Here is a 22,392-nt window from a genome sequence, read left to right on the forward strand (position 1 = left end):
GTTTGATAAGGGCCGCACGCTGCTCCGGCAGCGCGATGACGCATGCGAAAGGTGTGGAGGGGTGCAGACCTTCGCTTCGCCGCCTTCCTCGAGGGCCCCTGCCGTCGTGATGAAGGTGAACAGCCATCGCCGCAGGCGGCCCGGGGAGCCGCAGCGGCGCAGCGCATCGCTGTTTCGGGTGCGCGACTGGCGCGTGCCCACGAAGCTGGCGGCCGTCCTCGTGCTGCCCGCCGTGGCCTTCCTGGTCATCGCCGGCGTGCAGATCAACCTATCAGTGCAGGACGCGACAAAGCTGGATCAGTTCGCCCAAGGAGTCAAGGTCGGCCGCCAACTGACCGATCTGATCTACCAGTTGCAGCTGGAAAGGGACCGAACGGCCGGAGTTCTCGCCAAGTCGACCACGGCCGGCCCGCCGTCCGGCCCGAATTCCGCGGCCGAGGAGCTCGCCCCCGCCTACGCCGCGACCGACGCCGCCCTGCAGGCCTTCTCCATCCAGGCCCGCCCGCTGCTGCGCAACCCCCTCTTCAGCCAGACCCAGAACCGCGTCACCGCCGACTTCCAGGACCTGGCCCTCGTGCGGGCCGGCGTGAAGTCGCGCTGGCTGCGCGAGGAGGCGGTCTTCGACCAGTACTCCGTGACGATCCAGCACCTGTTCGACCTGGTGCCGGACCGCCCGGACATCGGCGGCGACTCCCAGTCGGTCGCCGAGGTCTCCTCGCTCCTGGACCTGGCCCAGGCCAAGGAGCTCAAGGACCAGCTGCGCGGGCGCATCTTCGCCGCGGCCAGCGCCGGCAAGTTCGCGCCCGACGACTTCGAGACGTTCTCGGAGATCCAGGCCCGGCAGGTGGCCGCCATCGAGCGCTTCCGCGCCTCGGCGAGCCCGCGCCACATCGCGCTCTACGACCGCAACCTGCGCCAGTCGGCCGTCTCCACCGTCGCCCGGCTGCAGCAGGACGTCATCGCCCGCTCCCGCGGCGCCGCCGTGCAGCTGTCGGCCGAGGACTGGTGGCGGGCCAGCACCCAGGAGCTGGACTACCTGCGCAGCATCGAGAAGGAGATGCTGGAGGACGCCATCAAGGGCGCCGGCGACCGCAGCGCCACCCAGCGCACCAACGCGATCCTGGCCACCTCGGCGATCGTGCTGGTCATGCTGCTGGCCCTGCTGCTGTCCTGGCTGATCGGCCGGTCGATGGCCCGCTCGCTGCGCCAGCTGCGGGCCCAGGCGCTCGACGTGGCCCAGCACCGCCTGCCCGAGGCCATCCAGCGCCTGCGGACGCTGCCGCGCGGCGAGACCGTCACGGTCGACACGACGACGCGGGTCCGCTCCTCCGACGAGATCGGCGAGGTGGCGGACGCGTTCACCGCCGTGCACCGAAGCGCCGTCAGCCTGGCCGTCGAGCAGGCCGTCATGCGCCGCAACGTCAACTCGATGTTCGTCAACCTGGCCCGCCGATCGCAGACCCTCGTCGAGCGCCAGCTGCAGCTGCTGGACCAGCTGGAGTCGGCCGAGACCGACCCGGACCAGCTGGCCAACCTGTTCCGGCTGGACCACCTGGCCACCCGCATGCGCCGCAACGACGAGAACCTGCTGGTCCTCGCCGGCAGCGAGGCGACCCGCCGGTGGGCGCAGCCCGTGTCGCTGTCCGCCGTGATGCTCGCGGCGATGGCGGAGATCGAGCAGTACGCCCGGATCCGCCACGACGTCTCCAACGACATCTACGTCGTTGGCCACGCCGTCTCCGACGTCGTGCACCTGTTCGCCGAGCTGCTCGAGAACGCGACCACGTTCTCGCCGCCGGACACCGTGGTCACGGTGACGGGCTGGCCGGCCCAGCAGGCCCGCGAGGCGACGATCGTCATCGAGGACAAGGGCATCGGCATGACCGAGTCCGGCCTCATCGAGGCGAACGAGCGCGTCACCAGCCCGATCGCCATCGACGTGGCCGCCTCCGAGCGGATGGGCCTCGTCGTGGTCGGCCACCTCGCCGACCGGCACGGCGTCTCCGTCCGGCTGACGGCGACCGACGACGGCGTCACCGCGTACGTGACCCTGCCGGCCCGGCTGCTGGCCACCCCGCCGGAGGGCGTCGGCCTCTACGGCAACGCGGCCAACCGGCTCGCGGGCGCGGCCCGCCTGCCGATCCCGGTCGAGGAGGCCGCCGCGGCGGCGGCCGCCGGCCCGGCGCCCGTCGACAGTCCGACCGCGGTGCTTCCGGCGCTGCCGGCCCGCGCCGGCACGAACGGCACCGCCGTCAACGGCTCCGACGCGGCCCACCCGGTCTCGGGCGTGCCCGCGGTCGCCGCGCTGCCGGTGCCGGGCGCCCCGTCGCCGGTCACGACCTGGCCGGTCGCCTCCCGCGACGCTGCTGCGGATGCGGATGACGCCGCTTCGGACTCGGATGACGTCGCTTCGGATTCGGATCACGCCGCTTCGGAAGACATTGCGCTGGACGACGTCGCTTCGGATGGCGCGTCTGAGCCGGTGTCCGCGGCGCCCGTGTCCGCGGCGCCTGTCTCGGCGGCGCCCGTCTCGGCGGCGCCCGTGTCCGCGGCGCCCGCTTCCACTCCACCGGCGAACCGCGCGACGAACGCCGGTCCGGCCGCCCGGCGCGGGCCGGCCCGGGCCGAGGACGTCCTGGGCGCCGCGTCGCGGGGTAACGGTGCCCCACCGGCGAAGGGCACGCGCTGGTGGTCCCGCGGCGGCGGTGGCGGCGCCGAGGCGCCCGCTCCCACCCCGGCGATCCCGGCGCAGCGCGAGCCGGTCACGGCCGGCACCAGCAGCGCGGGCCTGCCGATCCGGGTGCCGCTCGCCCAGCTGCCCGGCGACCCGACGGGCCAGGTGCCCGCGGCGCCGCCGGAGCAGACGCAGGCGATCACGGTCACCAACAACGAACCGGATCCGGCTAGCGTGGGGAGCATGCTCACCCGGTTCTACAGTGGTGTGCACCGGGCCGCGAACGAGGACGAGGTGCCCACGGTGCCGATCAACGAACATCGAGGGAGCACGGCGTGACCCTGAGCCAACAAGCACGGGACCTGAGCTGGCTGATCAACGCGTTCACCGAGCGGGTGCCCGGCATTGCCCATGCTGTGGTGGTCTCCTCCGACGGCCTGCTCGTGGCCGTCTCCGACCACCTGCCCCGCGACAGCGCCGACCAGCTGGCCGCGGTCACGTCCGGCCTGGTGAGCGTCACCAGCGGCGCCGCCCGGATCTTCGACGGCGACGAGGTCAAGCAGACCGTGGTCGAGATGGGCCAGGGCTTCTTCCTGGTCATGTCGATCCGCGACGGCTCGATCCTGGCCACGCTGGCCGGCCGCGAGGCGGACATCGGCGTGGTCGGCTACGAGATGGCCCGCCTGGCCAAGCAGGCCGGCGAGATGCTGACTCCGGCGCTGCGGGCCGAGCTGCAGCAGGCGCTGCCCCGCTGACCCATCCGTCCCGTCGGCCGAGGCACCGCCACCTTCACCGACTTGTACTTCGGCACGGACGGCGCCGCCCCGCCTAGGCTGCGCCGTCCTCCACCACGCACACCCTCACTCGGCCGGCGCTCCGACGCCGCCTGCACTCGGGTGGCTCCTCAATCCGACTGCCGCCGTCCGCCTCGCCCGTGCCGCTGCCGAACCCGCTGGTCAGCGCCGTCATCGCCGGCTCGTGGCGATGTCCCCGTGCTTTCGCCGTTGCTCCTGGAATCGTTGTGGGCGCACTTCGCCGCGCCGCCGCCCGCTCGCGGGTGATTTCACCCGGGTTGCTGCCCGGCCATCAACGCGGCCCGGCGGGCCATCATGCGACCCGCGCGACCGGCCGCCATCACCCGACCCGCGCGACCGGCCGCCATCACCCGACCCGCGCGACCGGCCGCCATCACCCGACCCGCGCGGCCGGCCGCCGTCACACGGCCCCGGCGGCCGACCATCGTGCGACCCGGAACTGTTCGCGCGGAATGACAACGCCGAGGCCGGTCAACGCGTGTCACCAAGGCCGTCAACGCCGGCAGGCACGTTGAAGGCCGCGGCGCTGGCGGGACCGGACGAAACGACGTGTGTCCGATTTGTGCGCCGTCAGGCGAAAAATCCGAAAAATTATGACGCGCCAGCGTCGTGATTTTTCGGATACAAAAGAAGACCGCCACCGGCGAGAAGTGCGGTGGCGGTCTTCGAACAGAGAGCTACTTGTCGAGGATCAGGCCGACCTTCTGGAACTCCTTCAGGTCGCGGTAGCCGCACTTGGCCATCGCCCGGCGCAGGCCGCCGAACAGGTTCAGCGCGCCGTCCGGGTCCTCCGACGGGCCGTACAGCACCTTCTCCAGGCTGCCCAGCGTCGGCTCGGCCGCGCCGAAGGAGCCGCGCGGCAGCTTCGGGTGGCTCGCCGCCGAGTGCCACCACGCGCCACCGGCCGGGGCCGACTCGCTGCGAGAGAGGGGCTCGCCGACCATGACGGCGTCGGCGCCGCAGCCCAGTGCCTTGGCGATGTCGCCGGAGGTCTGGATGTTGCCGTCGGCGATGATGTGCACGTAGCGGCCGCCGGTCTCGTCCAGGTAGTCGCGGCGCGCGTCGGCGGCGTCGGCGATCGCGGTCGCCATCGGGACGCGGATGCCGAGGACGCGGTCGGTGGTGGACCACTCGTCGGCGCCGATGCCCACGATGACGCCGGCGGCGCCGGTGCGCATGAGGTGCAGCGCGGTCTGGTAGTTGGTGCAGCCGCCGACGATGACCGGCAGGTCGAGGTCGGCGATGAACTCCTTGAGGTTGAGCGGCTCGTCCGTCGTCGAGACGTGCTCGGCGGAGACGAGTGTGCCCTGGATGACCAGGATGTCGACGCCGGCGTCGAGGATCACCGGGGCCAGCGCGAGCGTGTGCTGCGGCGAGACGCGGACCGCGACCGTGACGCCGCCGTCGCGGATCTCCTTGACCCGCTCGCCGATCAGCTCGGGCTTGATCGGCTCGGCGTAGACCTCCTGCAGGCGCCGGGTGGCGGGGGCCTCGTCGTCGAGGTCGGCCAGCTCCTCCAGGATCTTGGTCGGGTCGGAGTACCGCGTCCAGAGGCCCTCCACGTTGAGCACGCCGAGGCCGCCGAGCTTGCCGAGCGCGACCGCGGTGGCCGGGCTCATGGTGGCGTCGGAGGGGTGCGCCACGCAGGGAATCTTGAACGGGTACGCGTCGAGCTGCCAGTTGGTCGACACGTCGTCGACGTCGCGCGTGCGGCGCGTCGGGACGATCGCGATGTCGTCCAGGTGGTAGCCACGCCGGGCGCTCTTGCTCAGCCCGATCTCGACCACGTCACGCATTGTCAGCTCCTGATAGATGAGAAATGTCCACCGCTCAGCGCGAGTGGTAGTTCGGGGCCTCGACCGTCATCTGGATGTCGTGCGGGTGGCTCTCCTTGAGCCCGGCCGCGGTGATCCGGATGAGCCGGGCGCGCTCGTGCATCTCGGGAACGGTGGGCGCGCCGACGTAGCCCATGCCGGAGCGCAGTCCGCCGATGAGCTGCTGGGCGACCGCGGCGAGGGGTCCGCGATACGCCACCTGGCCCTCGATGCCCTCGGGCACCAGCTTGTCGTCGGAGTTCACGTCGCCCTGGAAGTAGCGGTCCTTGGAGTAGGAGCGCGCCTGGCCCCGGGACTGCATGGCGCCGAGGGAGCCCATCCCGCGGTACGTCTTGAACTGCTTGCCGTTGATGAAGATCAGGTCGCCGGGGCTCTCCTCGCACCCGGCCAGCAGGCTGCCCAGCATGACGGTGCTGGCGCCGGCGGCGATCGCCTTGGCGATGTCGCCGGAATACTGCATGCCGCCGTCGGCGATGACCGGAACGCCGAGCGGGCGGCAGGCGCGGGACGCCTCCATGATCGCCGTGATCTGCGGCACACCTACGCCGGCGATGACGCGGGTGGTGCAGATCGAGCCCGGGCCGACGCCGACCTTGACGGCGTCGGCGCCCGCCTCGGCGAGCGCCTTGGCGCCCTCGTAGGTGGCCACGTTGCCGCCGACCACGTCGACGGCGGTCTCCTTCTTCAGCCGCTGGACCATTTCGGCAACCATGCGGTTGTGCCCGTGCGCGGTGTCCACCATCACGATGTCCAGGCCGGCGTCGATCAGCGCGCGGGCCCGCTTGTAGCCGTCGTCGCCGACGCCCACCGCGGCGGCCACGCGCAGGCGGCCGGCCTCGTCCTTGGTGGCGTGCGGGAACTTCTCGCTCTTGGAGAAGTCCTTCACGGTGATCAGGCCCCGCAGCCGGCCGGAGTCGTCGACGATCGGCAGCTTCTCGACCTTGTGCTTGCGCAGCAGGGCGAGGGCCTCGTCCTTGCTGACGCCGACCCGCGCCGTGATGAGCGGGGCCACGGTCATGATGTCCCGCACCCGGATCGACGGGTCGGACACGAAGCGCATGTCGCGGTTGGTGACGATGCCCACGAGCTGGCCCTCGGCGTCGGTGACCGGCACGCCGGAGATGCGGTACCGCCCGCAGAGCTCGTCCACCTCGCCGAGCGTGGCGTCGGGCGAGCAGGTCACCGGGTTGGTGACCATGCCGGCCTCCGAGCGCTTGACCAGGTCGACCTGTTGCGCCTGGTCCTCGATCGACATGTTGCGGTGCAGGGTGCCGATGCCGCCCTGCCGCGCCATGGCGATCGCCATGCGGGCCTCCGTCACCGTGTCCATCGCGCTGGAGACCAGCGGGATGCGCAGGGTGATATTGCGGGTGACCCGGCTGGAGGTGTCCACCGCGCTGGGCACTACGTCCGATTCGCCCGGAAGCAGCAGCACGTCGTCGAAGGTCAGGCCCAAAGGCAGCACGTCAGGTCGCGAGAAATCCATGAAGCGCATCCCAGCTCTCGGTCGTCCGGCGGGTGCGTCTCATCGTACTTCCGCCCGGGCGCCACACCCGTCCGCCATGGCAGAGCCGTGCCCGGGCCCACACCGGGGCTGATTAGGGCTACCGTTGAGGCGTGCACGAAGAGCCCATCGACCCGTTCGCCGGCGACCCGGCCGATCCCTCGGCCGAGCTCGACGACAGCGGGAGCGACGACCCGTTGACCGCCGCCGAGCGCCAGGACGTTCTCGAGGACCTTGCCGACCTCGAGATCTACCAGGCGCTGCTCACGGCGATCGGCGTTCGTGGGCTGGTCATCGAGTGCGAGGACTGCCACGAGCCGCACTACTTCGACTGGGACCTGCTGCGGGGAAACCTGAAGCACCTGCTCACGTCCGGCCGGCCGCGCGTGCACGAGCCCGCCTTCGACCCCGACCCGGACCATTACGTCACATGGGAGTACGCGCGGGGTTACGCTGACGGTGTTCACGACGCGCTGGCGAGCGCGACCGACGACAACGACGGCTGAGCAGGCTCTCGTTTAGGTTTCGCGCGCGGCGGGTACCGCTGCGGCATGCCCTCGATGGCCTGCCCGAACGCCGTGGTGAGCGCGCCTAGCTCACGAGCCCGGCGCGAAACGCCGCAGCTACGGCGTGTGCCCGGTCGCGTGCACCCAGCTTCCGGAACAGCCGGCGAGCGTGCGTCTTGACCGTGTCCTCGGAGACGAAGAGCTCGCGCCCGATCTCAGCGTTGCTCTTGCCGTCGGCCATGCCGCGCAGCACCTGCAGCTCGCGCTCGGTGAGCTCGACGCGGCGGCGGGGCGGCTCGGCGGGCACGTCCCCGCGCTGCTGCGGTACACCGGCGCCGGCGACCCTGGCCCCCGGCACGCCGACCGCGGTGCGCGCGCCGGCGGGCAACCGGCCGGCCTGCAGCACGCCGCCGTTGGCCTGGCTCGGCGCGCCCACGCGCGCCTGGAGCACCGGCTCGCCGTTGCCGCGGCCGACCTGGCTCAGGACCAGCAGTACGGCCTTCGCGAGCGTCGTCACCGGGTCGGCCGTGTCGACCCGGATGACCGCCCTGGCCCCGGCCGCGATCGCGGCGGCGGCGGCGCGGGGCTCCTCCGTGCCGAAGAAGACCACCGTCGCCCCCGGCGCGACGGCCAGGACCCGCCGCGAGAACTCCGCACTGTCCGGGCGGGACAGCGACGGATCCGCAAGCACCAGGTCGGCCGGCTGCTCACTGAGTCGCGCCAAGGCCTCGACCATCGTGACGGCGGTCCGCACCGCGTGTGCCACCCCCAGTCTGGCCGCGGCTGCGGCAACCGTCTGTGCCGCGACCTGTGTTCGCACACACACCAAAATCGTCCGCACCGTCGTGCTCCTCTCTCTCAAAGAGAGAAACACGAAAAGGCGAGATCTAGACGCGGTTTCGCCGCGATTGGCCTACGAGAAATTGACCGAAGACATGCCGTTACCCGCGGCGGTCTCGCGCGTTGTACCGGAAATGTGCGACGCGCGAATTCCAGGCCGCGCGCCTGGAAGGAGGAGCGAATGACGAATGTGACTCGCCTGCCCGGTCCCATCGCGGACGTGTGGGACTGGCAGCGGCTCGGCCTGTGCCGGGGACGCGACAGCGCGCAGTTCTTCCACCCCGACGGCGAGCGCGGCGCGTCGCGCGGCCGCCGGGAGACCGCCGCCAAGAACGTGTGCCGGGCCTGCCCGGTCCGCGCCGAATGCGCCGCCCAGGCGCTGGCCACGCGGGAGCCGTACGGGGTGTGGGGCGGGTTCACCGAGGGCGAGCGGCTGCGGCTGCTGGCCCTGGGCTGGGAGGACGCCGCCGACCGGCGCCGCACCCGGGTCGACGTAACGCGCCTCGAGGCCAAGCTGGGCCTGCGCCCGACGCCGGCGCCGGCCGTGAACGCGGGCGCCCAGCAGCCGCTGCGCGCGGTGAACGGCCGCCCGCTGCCGACGCACCCGGCCCCGGGCGTGCCGTCGCAGCGCCGGCCGCAGATCACGGCCGGGAACTCCCGGTCGCGTACCGCGGCCCGCTAAGGGCTACTTGACCTGTACCTCAATGGAGTGCCACCCCGTGGCGCCGTCCGGATCGGGCGGCGCCACGGCGTCGGTCTGGGTGTCCCCGCCGTTGTCGGTGGCGCGCACGGTCAGCCGGTGCCGGCCGGGGGTGGCCGACCACTTGAGGGTCCACTGCCGCCACGTGTCGATCGACGGTACGGGCAGCAGCGTCGCCACCTGCCACGGTCCTTGGTCGATTTGCACCTCGACCTTGGAAATGCCCCGATGCTGCGCCCAGGCGACCCCGGCGATCATGACGTCGCCCGCCCGTGGGCTGCCGCCGTCGCGCGGGGTGTCGATTCTCGATTCGGTCTTGATCGGCCCCTTGGCCGCCCACCCGCGCTTGATCCAATATGCGTCGAAATCGGCGAACGACGTCAGCTCGAGTTCTACGAGCCATTTTGTCGCGGACACGTATCCGTACAATCCCGGCACCACCATCCGCACCGGAAAACCGTGCTCGATCGGTAGCGGCTCGCCGTTCATGGCAATGGCCAGCATCGCGTCGCGGCCGTCCTGCAGCACCGCCGTCGGGGTGCCCGCGGTGAACCCGTCGATCGAGCGGCTCACGACCTGGTCGGCGCCCGCCTTGGGCCGCGCCTCGGCCAGCAGGTCGGCGACGCGGACCCCCTGCCACTTGGCGTTGCCGACGAGGCCGCCGCCCACCTCGTTCGAGACGCAGGCGAGGGTGATGTACCGCTCGATCATGGGGCGCTTGAGCAGCTCGTCCCAGGTGACGGTGATCTCCTTCTCGACCTGCCCGTGGATGCGCAGCTTCCAGTCCCCGCTGGTCAGCTGCGGTACCACCAGGGCGGTGTCGATCAGGTAGAAGTCCTTGTTCGGGGTGACGAACGGGGCCAGGTCGGGCAGGGCGGCGTCGGCCTCGGGCGGCAGCGGGGCGACCGTGTTCGGCGGCACGGTGGGCAGCGTCACCGTGGCGCGGTCGGCTTCGACGCCGCGCCGGGTGGACCACCAGCGGCTGGCGAACCCGGCGAGGACGGCGCCGAGCAGCGTGTAGCCGGCGGTCCGCAGGAACCAGCGCCGCTGCTCCTCGGTGGCGCTCTCCCCGGCTTCGTGCTGCAGCAGCCACCGCAGCACCGCCGCGCCGGCGACGGTGCCGACGAGCGTGGGCACGAACGCGTACCAGGGCGCGTTGTGCCGGGTCATCGCGGCGAGGATGCCGATCAGCCCGAAGAGTGCGAACCCGATGTACCCGATATATGCGCGTCTCGCGGCGAGGATGCCGATGACGGCGGCGAAGACTGCGAGCAGGACGATCGTGCCGATGCTGAGGGCCAGCTTGTCGTACGTGTAGAACACCCGGACGGCGAAGTCCTTGACCCCGGCCGGCACGCTGTCGATGACGACGCCACCGACGCTGACCAGCGGCGAGGTGGTGGCCCCGGTGAGGATCGCCACGATTTCGGCGACCCCGAGCGCGACACCGGCGGCGGCGAGCCCGGCCAGCGCGGCGAACCTGCGAGTCTGCACGCCCCTAGCATGCGGCGATCATCCCTGCGCCACCAAGCCCGGTAATGGGTCCCTAATGTTTCTACAAGCGAGCCCCGAGCGAAAACGCCCGGGGCTCGCTGTGTCGCGCGTTGCTGCCGGGATCAGAAGCCCGGGCCGTGCGAGTGGCCGTGACCGTGCGAGTGGCCGTGACCGCCGCCGGCGGCCGGCTCCGGAGCGGCCGGCTTGTCGACGACCAGGCTCTCCGTGGTCAGCAGCAGGCCGGCGATCGACGCGGCGTTGGAGACGGCGCTGTGCGTCACCTTCACCGGGTCGACGATGCCGGACTTCACCAGGTCCACGTACTCGCCCGTGGCGGCGTCCAGGCCGTGGCCGAAGTCCAGCGCCGAGACCTTGCCGACCACGACGTACCCGTCGAAGCCCGCGTTCTGGGCGATCCACCGCAGCGGCTCGACCAGGGCCTTGCGCACGATGGAGACGCCGACCTTCTCGTCGCCCGTGAGGCCGAGGTCGCCGTCGAGGACCGGGAGCACCTGGGCCAGGGCGGCGCCGCCGCCGGGGACGATGCCCTCCTCGACCGCGGCCTTCGTCGCGGAGATCGCGTCCTCGATGCGGTGCTTGCGCTCCTTCATCTCGACCTCGGTCGCGGCGCCGGCCTTGATGACCGCGACGCCGCCCGCGAGCTTGGCGACCCGCTCGTTGAGCTTCTCCTTGTCCCAGTCGGAGTCGGAGGCCTCGATCTCCTTGCGCAGCTGCTCGACGCGCGCGGCGACCTCGCTCTGGTCGCCGCCACCGTCGACGATCGTGGTGAGGTCCTTGGTGACCACGACGCGGCGGGCGGTGCCCAGCTGCTCCAGGCCGACGCCCTCGAGCTTGTAGCCGAGCTCCGGCGCGACCAGCTCGGCGCCGGTCAGGATCGAGATGTCCTGCAGCATCGCCTTGCGGCGGTCGCCGAAGCCGGGGGCCTTGACCGCGACGACCTTGAAGGTCTTGCGGATGGCGTTCACGACGAGGGTCGACAGGGCCTGGCCCTCGACGTCCTCGGCGATGATCAGCAGCGGCTTGTTGTTCTGGACGATCTTCTCCAGGAGGGGCAGCAGCTCCTCGATGGCGGAGATCTTCTGGGTGGTGATGAGGACGTACGCGTCCTCGAGGACCGCCTCCTGCGCCTCGCCGTCGGTGACGAAGTGCGGGGAGATGAAGCCCTTGTCGAACTGCATGCCCTCGGTGACCTCGAGCTCGGTCGTGAGGGTCGAGCCCTCCTCGACCGTGATGACGCCGTCGCGGCCGACGCGCTCCATCGCCGATGCGATGAGGTCGCCGATGGTGGCGTCCTGCGCGGAGATGGTGGCGACCTGGGCGATCTCGGTGTGGCTCGCGACCGGGGTGGCCTTGTCCTTGAGCGCCTTCACGACGGCGGCCGAGGCCGCGTCGATGCCGCGCTTGAGACCGGCCGGGTTGGTGCCGGCGGTCACGTTGCGCAGGCCCTCGCGGACGAGCGCCTGGGCCAGGACCGTCGCCGTGGTGGTGCCGTCACCGGCCACGTCGTTGGTCTTGGTGGCGACCTCCTTGACCAGCTGCGCGCCAAGGTTCTCGTACGGGTTGGAGAGCTCGATCTCCTTGGCGATCGTCACGCCGTCGTTGGTGATGGTGGGGGCGCCGAACTTCTTGTCGAGGACGACGTTGCGCCCCCGGGGGCCGAGCGTGACCTTGACCGTGTCGGCCAGGCGGTTGACGCCGTGCTCCAGCAGGTGGCGCGCCTCGTCGGAGAAGCTCAGAATCTTCGCCATGCTTGTGGATTCCCTTCAAAGCGACACCGCCCCGGCAGCCTCGCGCCTGCGCACGGGTCCGGGGCGGTGGCCACTGCTTATTTGGACTTGATCACTTCTCGATGACGGCGAGCACGTCGCGGGCGGAAAGCACGAGGTACTCCGCGCCGGCGTACTTGACCTCGGTGCCGCCGTACTTCGAGTAGATGACGGTGTCGCCGACCTTGACGTCGATCGGCACCCGGTTGCCCTTGTCGTCGATGCGACCCGGGCCGACCGCGATGACAGTGCCCTCCTGGGGCTTCTCCTTCGCGGTGTCCGGAATGACGATGCCCGAGGCGGTGGTCGTCTCAGCCTCGTTGGCCTGGACCAGGATGCGGTCCTCGAGCGGCTTGATCGCAACCTGCGTCGCGGTAGTCACGGGCATACCCTCCTGGGGTATCGAGCTTGCTTATCGAGTGCCCGGTGAAGCCGTCGTCGCGGGTGCCGGCCCCGGCCGGGTTGACTGGCACCCTCGACACGAGAGTGCTAATCGGAGGTTATGTCGGCGGCTAGCACTCCGTCAACTAGAGTGCCAGACACGCCGCGAAATCACCCCGGGCTCACCGCCGGGATAATCGTCGGGTGGAGCTCGACGACGTGCTGGCCCTGGACACCGAGGCCGGCCGGGCCGCCCTCGCCGCGGCGACCGAACTGCCCGACGGCGACCCGCTGGCCGCGGCCTCCGCGCTGCGCGCCCGCGGGTTCGCCCCGGCCCTCGCCGCGGCCGCGCTGACCCAGGCCGCGCTGCGCCGCCGGGCCGCCGCGAAGTTCGGCCCGGACGCCGCCGTGATGCTCTTCACTCGCGCCGGCCTGGAGCAGGCGACCCGTTCCGCGGTCGCCCGCCGCCGGGCCGCCCGCCTGGCCGCCGCGGGCGCCCGCCACGTCGCCGACCTCGGGTGCGGCATCGGCGCCGACACCATCGCGTTCGCCCGAGCCGGCCTGCGGGTGCTGGCCGTCGACGCATCCGCCGCCACGGCCGCCGTGGCGGAGGCCAACGTCAGGGCGCTGGATCTGGCTGATGCGGTACACCTGGAAGCCCGTGACGCCACCGAAACCCCGCTCGACGCCGTTGACGCCGTGTTCTGCGACCCGGCCCGCCGCACGTCGGGCGGCCGGCGGGTGTTCGACCCGCGCGCCTACTCCCCGCCCTGGGACTTCGTGATGTCCCTGCCCGCGCGGGTCCCGCACACGGTGCTCAAGCTGGCGCCGGGCATCGACCATGCGCTGCTGCCGCCCGGCGCCGAGGCCGAGTGGGTCTCGGTCGACGGCGATCTGGTCGAGGCGGCGCTGTGGTGCGGCCCGCTCGCTCGCGCCCCGCGCCGGGCCACGGTACTGCGCGGCGGTGAGGTCCACGAGCTCACCGGCTCCGGCTCTGAGCAGGCCCCGGCCGGCCCGCTCGGCCGTTACCTCTACGACCCCGACGGCGCCGTGGTCCGCGCCCACCTGGTCGCCGAGCTCGCCACGTCGGTCGGCGGGACGCTGCTCGACCCGACGATCGCGTACGTGACCACCTCCGTGGCGACTTCTGTACCTTTTGCTCGCTGCTACCTCGTCGAGGAGCGGCTGCCGATCGCGCTGAAGAAGCTGCGCGCCGCCCTGCGCGCGCTCGACGTCGGTTCCCTGCAGATCCTCAAGCGCGGCTCCGCCCACGACGTCGAGGAACTGCGCCGCCAGCTGCGCCTCGAGGGCTCCCGCGACGCCGTGCTCGCCCTGACCCGCATCGCCGGCGAGCCGGCCGCCCTGCTGCTCAGACCAGCGGATGCCCCAGCCGCCGCTGCAGGTCGCTGAGCACGTCCTCGGCCAGCAGGTCCGGCGTGCGCAGCCCGAGCTGACCGAGGAGGTGGCGCCCCGTGTCGCGGCACATCTCGTACGTCAGGCGGTCGTTCAGCCAGCGCAGCCACTCGACGATGTCGTTGATGTAGAAGGCCACGCTCTGCTCGGAGTTGCGCTGCCGCCGCTCCTCGGACACGACCAGCAGCGCCGCGGCCAGCCGCTTGCGCGGGAAGTCGTAGCCGGCGAGCGCGTCGGCGAACGCGTCGGCCCGGTGCCGCGGCGCCGTCGGCGACACCGTCAGCTTCGGAAACGGCGGCTCGCCGGCCGTCCACACCTGCGCGCTGCGCGGCACGAACTCGGGCTCCAGCACGACCTCGACCCGCGAGGCGTGCCCCGGGTCGTCGACCGCGATCAGCACTCGGGGGCTGTAGCTGTTCACCTTGGTGACGTACCGCGACGCGCCGGAGCCCTCCTCCACGCAGAACTTCGCATCGGGCAGCTTGAGCAGCCCGTCGAACACCAGCCGCCCGACCCGCGGCCCGGCCCCCTGCCACAGCCGCACCCGCACGGGCCCGACCTGCGGCCGCGCGGCGATGCGCACGTGATGCTCGGTCGCCGTGACCGCCCCGTCGCCGTCGAACACCGCCAGGTCGACCGCGTTCGACGCGCCGAGGAACAGGTGGCCGTGGCCGAGGTACAAGTGGACGGCACCGATCTGCATGCCGCTATTGTGGGCCAGTGGCGAGCAAGGGCACCCCGGCGACCGCACTGCTGACGCGCCAGAAGATCGCGTTCACCCCGCACGCCTACGAGGTGGACCCGCGCGCCGCCTCCTACGGCGAGGCCGCGGCCGCCGCACTGGGCGTCGACCCGTCGCGCCTGTTCAAGACCCTGGTCACCACGGTCGACGGCCAGCTCACGGTCGGCGTCGTGCCGGTGTCCGCCTCCCTCGACCTGAAGGCCCTGGCCGCCGCGGTGGGCGGCAAGCGCGCCGCGATGGCCGAGCCCGCCGCGGCCGAGCGCGCCACGGGATACGTCACGGGCGGCATCTCCCCCGTCGGCCAGCGCTCCCGCCTCCCGATCGTCATCGACGCCTCCGCCGAGGAGCTGTCCACGATGTACGTCTCGGGCGGCCGCCGCGGCCTGCAGATCGAGCTGACGCCGGCCGACCTGGTCCAGGTCACCGGCGCCACGCTGGCGCCGATCGCCACCCACTGACACGATGGTCGACGTGCGGGCATCGGACGAGGACCGCCGCCGCGTCATCGGCATGCTGCAACACCACACCGAGGCCGGCCGCCTGACGCTGGACGAGTTCTCGGATCGCGTCGGCTCGGTGTACGCCGCGAAGACCCTCGACGACCTGCGAGCCGCGGTGGTCGACCTCCCCGCCGTGGCGCCGCGCCCTTCGGCTCCCCCCTCGCCGCCCGAACCCCACGACGGCCGCGCCCTGCTGTGGACGTTCGCCCTGGCCATCGTCGCCGTGGCCCTGATCGGCACCGCGTACGCCCTCTTCCACCCCTGACACAGCGCAACCCACCGGTGACGGTGCGAATTTCGCGATGATCCAGTTTTTTCGGGCCTGTTAGGGTGGTCAAAGAACAAAGCGGAGCACCCCACCGGACCTCGCGCCCTCCCGATTCGCTCATCGGGGCATGGGCACGGCGCCGGAGCATTCAGCCGGTTCAGCCCCTGCCTCCAACGCCCTCACGCCCGCGCGCGCGGTTGACCCGCGCACGACGTGCCGTCGGGCTCCGGGCTCGGGCTTGCCGTCAGGCGTCACGCGCGCGCGTGCCGTCGGGCGCCGGGCACGGGTTTGCCGTCGGGCATCGGGCAGGCACGGGCCGGGCCGGGCTCGCGTCGGGCGGACGCGCGTCGGGGCCGCGGCCGGGGCGGGGATCAGCGGCCGTGCCAGCTGCGCCAGAGCGCCGCGTACGCGCCGCCGGCCGCGACCAGCTCGTCGTGGCTGCCGAGCTCGGTGATCCGGCCGTCCTCGACGACCGCGACCCGGTCGGCGTCGTGGGCCGAGAACAGGCGGTGGGCGATCGCGACGACCGTGCGGCCCTCGAGGGCGCCGGCCAGCGAGCGTTCCAGGTGCCGGGCCGCGCGCGGGTCGATGAGCGAGGTCGCCTCGTCCAGGACCAGCGTGTGCGGGTCGGCCAGCACGAGGCGGGCCAGCGCCAGCTGCTGGGCCTGGGCGGGCGACAGGGAGAGGTCGGTCGCGTCGAGGCCGAGCGCCGTGGCCCAGTCGAGGGCGTCCACGGTGGCCAGGGCCGCGTACAGCTGCTCGTCCGTCGCGTCCGCCCTCGCCAGCGTCAGGTTGTCGCGCAGGGTGCCGAGGAAGACGTGATGCTCCTGGGTCACGAGCGCCACGTGGCCGCGCAGCGCGGCGAGGGGGAGCTCGGTCAGGGGGACCGTGCCCAGCTCGACCGAGCCGGCGCGCGGGGCGTGGATGCCGGCCAGCAGGCGGCCCAACGTGGACTTTCCGGCGCCCGACGGGCCGACCATCGCCAGGCGCTCGCCGGGGCGGATGGCCAGGTCGATGCCGTGCAGTACGTCGCGGCCGTCCACATAGGAGTATCGGACGTCCTTGGCCACCAGGCGTTCGTCGACCGGGTCCGGGCCCGGCCCCACCGGCGGGGTGGCCGCCGAGCGCACGCCGACCAGGCGCGCGAACGACGCCAGGCCCAGTTGCAGCTGGTCGAAGTAGGACAGGACGCGGTCGAGCGGGTCGATGATCGCGACGCAGTACAGGACCGCGGCCGTCACCTGGCCCACCGTTGCCCAGCCCTCCACGACGAACCAGCCGCCGGCCAGCAGCGTCGCGACCGGCGGGAGGGCGTAACCGAACTCCGTCGAGGGGAACCACACCGTGCGCAGCCTCAGGGTGTAGCGCGCGGCGGCGTACAGGCCCGTCAGCTGCTCCTGGGTGCGGGCCACCCGCGCGTCCTGGCGGGCCAGCGTCTCGACCGTCCGGGCGCCCTCGACCGTCTCGGCGAGGCCGTCGGCCATGAGGGCGAACGCGGCACTCTCGCGCAGGTAGCCGGCGGGGGCGCGGCGGAAGTACCAGCGCGAGGCGGCGTACAGCACCGGGACCGCGACCAGGGACGGCAGCAGCAGGATCGGGGCGACCAGCGCGATCGCGCCGATCGTGAGCAGCATCTGCAGTACGCCGACGATGATCGTGGGCAGTGCCGACTGGATCGAGTCCGAGGTCAGCGCCACGTCCCGCGACGCGCGGCTGAGCAGGTCGCCGGTGCCGGCCCGCTCCACAGTGGACAGCGGGATGGCCAGGACGCCGTCGACGAACTCCTCGCGCAGGCGGGCCAGCACCAGCTCGGCCAGCTTGGCGGAGGCGAGGCGCGCGTACCGCACCAGCACCGCCTGCGTGACCACGAACCCGGCGATCGCCAGCGCGATCCGGTCGACCGTCCACGTCGTGGTGCCGGCGGCGACGCGCTCGACCAGCGTGCCGAGCAGCGGCGGCGCGGCCAGGCCGGCCGCCGCGGCCAGCAGGTGCAGCGTCAGCACGCCGGCCAGCCGGCCGGGGTAGGCGGCGAACAACCCGCGCAGGTACGCCCGCACCTCGGCGCGGCCGGCGATCGGCAGCAACGACATCGGTCAGTCCTCCCCGCGGGTCACGGTCGCGGCGTACTCCGGGCAGCCGTCCAGCAGCGCCCGGTGCGGCCCGGTCGCGGCGACCCGGCCGCCGGCGTCCACGAACGCGACCGTGTCGGCCCGGTCCAGCAGCAGCGGGCTCGTCGTGCAGACCACCGTCGTGCGGCCGGCGCGCGCGGCGGGCAGCCGGTCGGCGATCCGCGCCTCGGTGTGCGCGTCGACGGCGCTGGTCGGCTCGACCAGTACCAGCACCGGCGGGTCGAGCGCGAGCACCCGCGCGAGGCGGAGGCGCTGCTGCTGGCCCCCGGAGAAGTCCCGGCCGCGCTCGGCGATCTCGGTGTCGAGGCCGCCGGGCAGCGCGTCCACGATGTCCCGCGCCGCCGCCGCGTCCAGGGTCGCGCCGCCGCCGATCTCGTCGCGCAGCGGCCCACGGAACAGCCGCCCGTCGTTGTCGGCCAGCACAATGTGCCGCCGCACCTCTTCGAGCCGCAATTTCCGCAGCGGTACCCCGTGAAGCCGCGCCTGCGACCCCGGCGCCAGAAGCGCCAGCCGCTCGGCGATGCCCGCGGCATCCTCGGGCCGGACGGCCGCGATCGCCGTGAACGCGCCCGCGGCGACGACCAGGCCCGAGTCGGGGTCGTCGAGGTCGCCTGGCTCCAGGGGTACCGAATCCGGATGCTCTTGAAAATCGGGCTCGATCCGCAGGACGTCGACCACCCGGCGCGCGGCGACGAGCCCGCGGGTCACCTTGTCCGCGAACTCGGTCACGGTGCGCAGCGGCGAGATCAGAAACGCCGCGTACGCGTAGAACGCCACCAGCTCGCCGGGACTGATCCGCCCGGCCACCGCGAACCGGGCGCCGAGCCACGTGACCAGCGCGACGAAGCACCCCGGCAGCAGAATCTGCGCGGCCTCGAGCAGCGACTCGACCCGCGCCACCCGCACGCCGGCGCGGCGCACGCGCTGCGACTCCTCCCGGTACCGCGCGGAGAACACCGCCTCGCCGCCGACCCCGCGCAGCACCCGCAGCCCCGAGACGATGTCGTTGGCGCGCCCGGTCAGCCGCCCGGACAGATCGCGCTGGTGGCGGCGCCGCTCGTGCAGGGGCCGCAGCAGCAGCCCGACCACGGCGACGAGCACCGGTACCCCGATGACGACGACGAGCCCGAGCGGCACCGAGACCCGCAGCAGCAGCGCGGAGACCACGATGATCGCCACCACCGCGCCGCTGCCCCGCGCGGAGATATCCATCGAGTACCCGATGTGGTCGAAGTCCGTCGTACCGATGCTGACGACCTCGCCGGTGCTCACGCGCTTCTCCAGCGCCGCCCCCAGCCGCGCGGCGTGGCGGACGGTCACCTGCATCGTGCGGAACCCGGCGCTGAGGAAGTTCGACACCGCGAACCGGTGCCGCATCGTCCCGCCGATCGCGGTGACGATCCCGAGTCCGAGCACCTCGAGCGCCGCGACCAGCAGCCCCGCCTTGTCCCGCCGCGCGACGGCGTCCACCCCGGCCCCGATCGCCGCCGGCACGAGCGCCTGGCTGACCATCCAGAGGACCCCGAAGCCCACCCCGCCCGCGATCAGGGAGAGCTGCTGCCGGGCGAGCCAGAGCAGGTACCGCGCGGCCGACCGCCTGTCTGGCTCCAGCGGGTCGTCGAGGGGCAGTCTGCGCACGGTAATGGACCGTAACTGGACTTCCGCCCCAAGCGCCTTACAATTTCGCGCCCGTCACCGGTCGACCTGCGTGAAGTCCCAGAACTGTGGCTTGCGCGACACAAGATGCGACGGCGGCTCGGCAAACCCTTCGGGCGTGCTCCCCCGCCACTTGGACACGACGACCAGCCGCTGATCCGTCGACGCGTACACCTCGCTGCTCATGTGCATGGGGTGCACCTCGACCTTGGGCAGCATGGCCTCGCAAACCCAGGACAACAGCTCCCCGAACGCCTCCGGGTGCGCCCTGACCTCCCACATGCGCACGATCACGGCGCTGGACTCTACTCCCATCTCGCCTCCCCCTGTTGACCATGGTCGACCGTCGCCAGCCATTCACCGGCTTGCATTCGTACGGCTCTCGGCTCGTCGCCAGGCTCGGACTCGGGCCACGGACCCGCCGTGGCCACCTTGCGTGGTCACGCCGCGGCCCGATCCCGCTCGGCGCCGCCAGGCCGGGTCGCCGTGGTAGCGGCGCTTGCCGGCGTCGCGGCCGAGGTCAGGCCGTGACGAGTGTGATCGGCATCGCGGAGTCCGAGGGCAGGCCGAGCGACCCGGGCGCCGCGCCGGAGGCCACCAGGTGCGACCCCAGGGCCGCGACCATGGCGCCGTTGTCGGTGCAGAGCTTCGGGCGCGGCACGCGCAGCGTGATGCCGTACTTGTCGCAGCGCTCCTGAGCCATCGACCGAATACGCGAGTTGGCCGCGACGCCGCCCCCGATCACCAGGGTGTGCACGCCGTGCTCGCGGCAGGCGTCGACGGCCTTCGCGGTCAGCACGTCGCACACCGCCTCCTGGAAGCTCGCCGCCACGTCGGGGACGGGGACCGGCTCGCCCGCCCGCTGGCGCGCCTCGACCCAGCGGGCCACGGCCGTCTTCAGGCCCGAGAACGAGAAGTCGAACCGGTGCTCGGCCAGGTCGCGCGGGGCGGTCAGGCCGCGCGGGAACTGAATCGCCGGATCGCCCTCGCGGGCCGCCTTGTCGATCGGCGGGCCGCCCGGGAACGGCAGGCCCAGCAGCCGCGCCACCTTGTCGAACGCCTCGCCGGCGGCGTCGTCGATCGTCGCGCCGAGCGGTACCACCCCGCTGGCCAGGTCGTCGACCCGCAGCAGCGAGGAGTGCCCGCCGGAGACCAGCAGCGCGATCGCCGGCTCGGGCAGGGCGCCGTGCTCGAGGGTGTCGACCGCGACGTGCGCGGCCAGGTGGTTGACGCCGTAGATCGGCTTGCCGGCCGCCAGCGCGTACGCCTTCGCGGCCGCGACGCCGACCAGTAGCGCCCCCGCGAGCCCCGGCCCGGCCGTGACCGCGACGGCGTCCACGTCGGCGAGCGTCACGCCCGCCTTGTCCAGCGCCCGCTGCATCGTCGGGACCATCGCCTCGAAGTGCGCCCGGCTGGCCACCTCGGGCACGACGCCCCCGTACCGCGCGTGCTCGTCCACGCTCGACGCGATCTCGTCCGCGAGCAGCGTGTGCCCGCGGACGATACCGACGCCGGTCTCGTCGCACGACGTCTCGATCCCGAGGACGAGCGGTTCAGTCTTAGTGCTCACGCATCATCACCAGTGCATCCGTGTTGCTGGGCTGGTAGTAGCCGCGGCGGATGCCGACGGCCTCGAACCCGTACTGCGCATAGAGTTTCTGGGCCGGCGCATTGTCGACGGCGACCTCGAGCAGGATCTGCCGCGCCCCGCGCCGGGTGGCCTCGTCGAGCAGCGCCTCAAGCAGGCGACGCCCGATCCCCCGCCGCTGCGCATCCGAGCGCACGCCGATGTTCTGCACCCACGCCTCGTCCGGCGGCATCACCGCGAGTCCGGCATATCCGACAATTCGGCCCTCGCTGGACCCGGCCGCGGCGCCCTGCCCGACGGCGGGTCCCGCAGCGACGGAGCGGACAACGAAAGGCGCACCATCCGCGGGCAAAGAAGCAGCGTGATCGGAAGGCGCGGCGTTCGGGGGCGTCGAGACGTCGTGGTCAGACGGCGCGCGGCCCGCGGCCGGCGAGCCGGCGTGGACGGAAGGCGCGGCGTCCGCGGGCGTCAAGGCGTCATGCTCAGAAGGCGCGCGGTCCACGGCGACGATGTAGTGGTGGCCGTTGGCGAGCTCGTTCCAGAACATGCCGGCCGACCAGCGCTCCTCCCCGAACAGCTCATCCTCGATCGGCAGCAGCTCCTCGATATGGAACCACCGCAGCTCGGCCAGCTCGACGCTCACTGCAGGGCCGGTTTCCGCTCGCCGGGCAGCACCGCGTCCGGGCGGCGCAGGTAGAGGGGCGTCAGCGTCTCGCCGGGGGACTTGGCGCGGATGCGGTCGGCGGCGAGCTCGGCCAGGGCGAGCGCGGACGGGTAGCGGAGGGGGGCGAGCGGGAGGTTGAGCACTTCGGCGTACTTTTCGGCGCCGTCGCCGGCCGCGCGCTCGATGCCGTCGAGGGCGATGGCGGCCGGGCGGGCGACGTCGGGGCCGGACTGGCGGGTGCCGTCCTGGTAGACGGCCCAGTAGATCTCCTTGCGGCGGGCGTCGGTGGCGACCAGGGCGCGGCCGGGCAGGCGCAGGCCGATCGCGTCGAGGGTGCAGACGCCGTAGACGGGGAGGGCCAGGGCGTGGGCCATCGCGGTGGCCGTGACCATGCCCGCGCGCAGGCCGGTGAACGGGCCGGGGCCGACGCCGGCGACGATCGCCGTCAGGTCGCCGGGTGTCGCACCGCCCTCGGCCAGGGCCGCGGTGATCTGCGGGGCCAGCAGCTCGCCGGCGCCGCGGGCGTCGACGGTCACCCGCTCCGCGAGCAGGGTCACCTCGTCGTCATCGACACGCGCGAGCGCCGCGGTCACCGCCGCCGTCGCCGTGTCCACCACCATCACCAGCACGGGCACAACTGTAGTTCAGGGGTCTGACACTTCTTCGAAGTGCCGAGGCCACCACGACGAAGCGTGTCGACCCAGCCACGAACGAGACCGCGGCCGAGGCAGCCGCATGGACGCAGCCGCGAACGACGCCGCACCGACGCAGGCGAATGGACACAGCCGCGCAGAGCCAGCACGGGGCACAGGCGCAAGGAGTATGTCGAGGTTGTCACCAGGAGCGGTTAACACGGGCGCAACGAGCGGGGCCTAGCATCGGCGGCTATCGACGCC

General features: G+C 72.5%; 19 protein-coding genes and 2 pseudogenes. 7 read left to right on the forward strand and 14 right to left on the reverse strand.

Annotated elements, in window-relative coordinates:
• Positions 1–178 precede the first annotated feature (178 nt).
• Both ACQEVU_RS46825 and ACQEVU_RS46830 read left to right on the forward strand, forming a co-directional pair.
• Positions 179–3,013 carry a sensor histidine kinase gene (locus tag ACQEVU_RS46825; RefSeq protein WP_433336274.1) on the forward strand — a complete coding sequence of 945 codons (2,835 nt, stop codon included), beginning with the start codon at positions 179–181 and terminating at the stop codon, positions 3,011–3,013.
• A complete protein-coding gene (locus ACQEVU_RS46830; RefSeq protein WP_425556692.1) occupies positions 3,010–3,429 on the forward strand; it encodes a roadblock/LC7 domain-containing protein in 420 nt (139 codons plus the stop codon). Before ACQEVU_RS46825 ends, ACQEVU_RS46830 begins: the two co-directional genes overlap by 4 nt.
• A gap of 737 nt (positions 3,430–4,166) precedes the next feature.
• Here ACQEVU_RS46830 and ACQEVU_RS46835 read toward each other — a convergent pair.
• Positions 4,167–5,285, reverse strand: coding sequence for a GuaB3 family IMP dehydrogenase-related protein (locus tag ACQEVU_RS46835; RefSeq protein WP_433336276.1), 1,119 nt, complete (start codon positions 5,283–5,285; stop codon positions 4,167–4,169).
• Positions 5,286–5,319: 34 nt separating this feature from the next.
• Positions 5,320–6,819: an IMP dehydrogenase gene (gene guaB, locus ACQEVU_RS46840; protein ID WP_433336278.1), complete on the reverse strand. Its 1,500-nt coding sequence runs from the start codon at positions 6,817–6,819 to the stop codon at positions 5,320–5,322.
• 122 nt (positions 6,820–6,941) lie between these two features.
• Here guaB and ACQEVU_RS46845 point away from each other — a divergent pair, with 122 nt between their 5' ends.
• On the forward strand, positions 6,942–7,334 hold the full coding sequence (locus tag ACQEVU_RS46845; protein WP_433336280.1) for a DUF5319 domain-containing protein: 393 nt from the start codon (positions 6,942–6,944) through the stop codon (positions 7,332–7,334).
• 85 nt (positions 7,335–7,419) lie between these two features.
• Here ACQEVU_RS46845 and ACQEVU_RS46850 read toward each other — a convergent pair whose 3' ends face one another.
• Entirely contained in the window at positions 7,420–8,175 is a 756-nt protein-coding gene (locus tag ACQEVU_RS46850; RefSeq protein ID WP_433336282.1) for a LuxR C-terminal-related transcriptional regulator, read from the reverse strand.
• A gap of 180 nt (positions 8,176–8,355) precedes the next feature.
• Here ACQEVU_RS46850 and ACQEVU_RS46855 point away from each other — a divergent pair.
• Positions 8,356–8,694 (forward strand): annotated as a pseudogene (locus tag ACQEVU_RS46855) (WhiB family transcriptional regulator); the annotation flags it as partial.
• 165 nt (positions 8,695–8,859) lie between these two features.
• Here the strand turns inward: ACQEVU_RS46855 and ACQEVU_RS46860 are convergent.
• From ACQEVU_RS46860 to groES, 3 genes are all read right to left on the reverse strand, one after another.
• Positions 8,860–10,368, reverse strand: a complete 1,509-nt coding sequence (locus ACQEVU_RS46860; protein WP_433336284.1) for a molybdopterin-dependent oxidoreductase — start codon at positions 10,366–10,368, stop codon at positions 8,860–8,862.
• Positions 10,369–10,490: 122 nt separating this feature from the next.
• Entirely contained in the window at positions 10,491–12,137 is a 1,647-nt protein-coding gene (gene groL, locus ACQEVU_RS46865) for a chaperonin GroEL (protein ID WP_433336286.1), read from the reverse strand.
• A gap of 91 nt (positions 12,138–12,228) precedes the next feature.
• On the reverse strand, positions 12,229–12,543 hold the full coding sequence (gene groES, locus ACQEVU_RS46870) for a co-chaperone GroES (protein ID WP_344616035.1): 315 nt from the start codon (positions 12,541–12,543) through the stop codon (positions 12,229–12,231).
• 197 nt (positions 12,544–12,740) lie between these two features.
• Here groES and ACQEVU_RS46875 point away from each other — a divergent pair, with 197 nt between their 5' ends.
• A complete protein-coding gene (locus ACQEVU_RS46875; protein ID WP_433336289.1) occupies positions 12,741–13,946 on the forward strand; it encodes a THUMP-like domain-containing protein in 1,206 nt (401 codons plus the stop codon).
• On the opposite strand, the gene ACQEVU_RS46880 is transcribed toward ACQEVU_RS46875, so the two are convergent.
• Positions 13,906–14,652: a hypothetical protein gene (locus ACQEVU_RS46880; RefSeq protein ID WP_433336291.1), complete on the reverse strand. Its 747-nt coding sequence runs from the start codon at positions 14,650–14,652 to the stop codon at positions 13,906–13,908. The genes ACQEVU_RS46875 and ACQEVU_RS46880 overlap by 41 nt on opposite strands.
• Before the next feature lie 17 nt (positions 14,653–14,669).
• Here ACQEVU_RS46880 and ybaK point away from each other — a divergent pair, with 17 nt between their 5' ends.
• Both ybaK and ACQEVU_RS46890 read left to right on the forward strand, forming a co-directional pair.
• Positions 14,670–15,149, forward strand: coding sequence for a Cys-tRNA(Pro) deacylase (gene ybaK / locus ACQEVU_RS46885; RefSeq protein ID WP_433336293.1), 480 nt, complete (start codon positions 14,670–14,672; stop codon positions 15,147–15,149).
• A gap of 4 nt (positions 15,150–15,153) precedes the next feature.
• Positions 15,154–15,456 carry a DUF1707 SHOCT-like domain-containing protein gene (locus ACQEVU_RS46890; protein ID WP_433336295.1) on the forward strand — a complete coding sequence of 101 codons (303 nt, stop codon included), beginning with the start codon at positions 15,154–15,156 and terminating at the stop codon, positions 15,454–15,456.
• 374 nt (positions 15,457–15,830) lie between these two features.
• Here the strand turns inward: ACQEVU_RS46890 and ACQEVU_RS46895 are convergent, their stop codons facing one another.
• From ACQEVU_RS46895 to tsaB, 7 genes and pseudogenes are all read right to left on the reverse strand, one after another.
• Complete coding sequence (locus ACQEVU_RS46895) at positions 15,831–17,549, reverse strand: ABC transporter ATP-binding protein (protein WP_433336297.1); 1,719 nt, start codon at positions 17,547–17,549, stop codon at positions 15,831–15,833.
• A gap of 3 nt (positions 17,550–17,552) precedes the next feature.
• Entirely contained in the window at positions 17,553–19,226 is a 1,674-nt protein-coding gene (locus tag ACQEVU_RS46900; protein WP_433336299.1) for an ABC transporter transmembrane domain-containing protein, read from the reverse strand.
• A 54-nt stretch (positions 19,227–19,280) separates the two neighbouring features.
• Positions 19,281–19,538 carry a hypothetical protein gene (locus ACQEVU_RS46905; RefSeq protein WP_433339695.1) on the reverse strand — a complete coding sequence of 86 codons (258 nt, stop codon included), beginning with the start codon at positions 19,536–19,538 and terminating at the stop codon, positions 19,281–19,283.
• A 226-nt stretch (positions 19,539–19,764) separates the two neighbouring features.
• Positions 19,765–20,814, reverse strand: coding sequence for a tRNA (adenosine(37)-N6)-threonylcarbamoyltransferase complex transferase subunit TsaD (gene tsaD, locus ACQEVU_RS46910; RefSeq protein WP_433336301.1), 1,050 nt, complete (start codon positions 20,812–20,814; stop codon positions 19,765–19,767).
• Positions 20,804–21,184: a ribosomal protein S18-alanine N-acetyltransferase gene (gene rimI, locus ACQEVU_RS46915; protein ID WP_433339696.1), complete on the reverse strand. Its 381-nt coding sequence runs from the start codon at positions 21,182–21,184 to the stop codon at positions 20,804–20,806. The genes tsaD and rimI overlap by 11 nt, the downstream gene beginning before the upstream one ends.
• A gap of 144 nt (positions 21,185–21,328) precedes the next feature.
• Positions 21,329–21,475: pseudogene (locus ACQEVU_RS46920) on the reverse strand (ribosomal protein S18-alanine N-acetyltransferase); the annotation flags it as partial.
• Positions 21,472–22,125 carry a tRNA (adenosine(37)-N6)-threonylcarbamoyltransferase complex dimerization subunit type 1 TsaB gene (gene tsaB / locus ACQEVU_RS46925; RefSeq protein ID WP_433336303.1) on the reverse strand — a complete coding sequence of 218 codons (654 nt, stop codon included), beginning with the start codon at positions 22,123–22,125 and terminating at the stop codon, positions 21,472–21,474. The gene tsaB and the pseudogene ACQEVU_RS46920, both read right to left, overlap by 4 nt.
• Positions 22,126–22,392: the final 267 nt, after the last annotated feature.

Origin of the sequence: Dactylosporangium sp. CA-139066 (assembly GCF_050936175.1) — a bacterium.
GTDB lineage: Bacteria > Actinomycetota > Actinomycetes > Mycobacteriales > Micromonosporaceae > Dactylosporangium.

Bases quoted from the DNA above. Each gene is read 5' to 3' on its own strand.
- ACQEVU_RS46895 (WP_433336297.1), bottom strand. From the start codon at position 17,549: ATGTCGTTGCTGCCGATCGCCGGCCGCGCCGAGGTGCGGGCGTACCTG.
- groES (WP_344616035.1), bottom strand. From the start codon at position 12,543: ATGCCCGTGACTACCGCGACGCAGGTTGCGATCAAGCCGCTCGAGGAC.
- ACQEVU_RS46835 (WP_433336276.1), bottom strand. From the start codon at position 5,285: ATGCGTGACGTGGTCGAGATCGGGCTGAGCAAGAGCGCCCGGCGTGGC.
- ACQEVU_RS46880 (WP_433336291.1), bottom strand. From the start codon at position 14,652: ATGCAGATCGGTGCCGTCCACTTGTACCTCGGCCACGGCCACCTGTTC.
- guaB (WP_433336278.1), bottom strand. From the start codon at position 6,819: ATGCGCTTCATGGATTTCTCGCGACCTGACGTGCTGCCTTTGGGCCTG.
- ACQEVU_RS46890 (WP_433336295.1), top strand. From the start codon at position 15,154: ATGGTCGACGTGCGGGCATCGGACGAGGACCGCCGCCGCGTCATCGGC.
- groL (WP_433336286.1), bottom strand. From the start codon at position 12,137: ATGGCGAAGATTCTGAGCTTCTCCGACGAGGCGCGCCACCTGCTGGAG.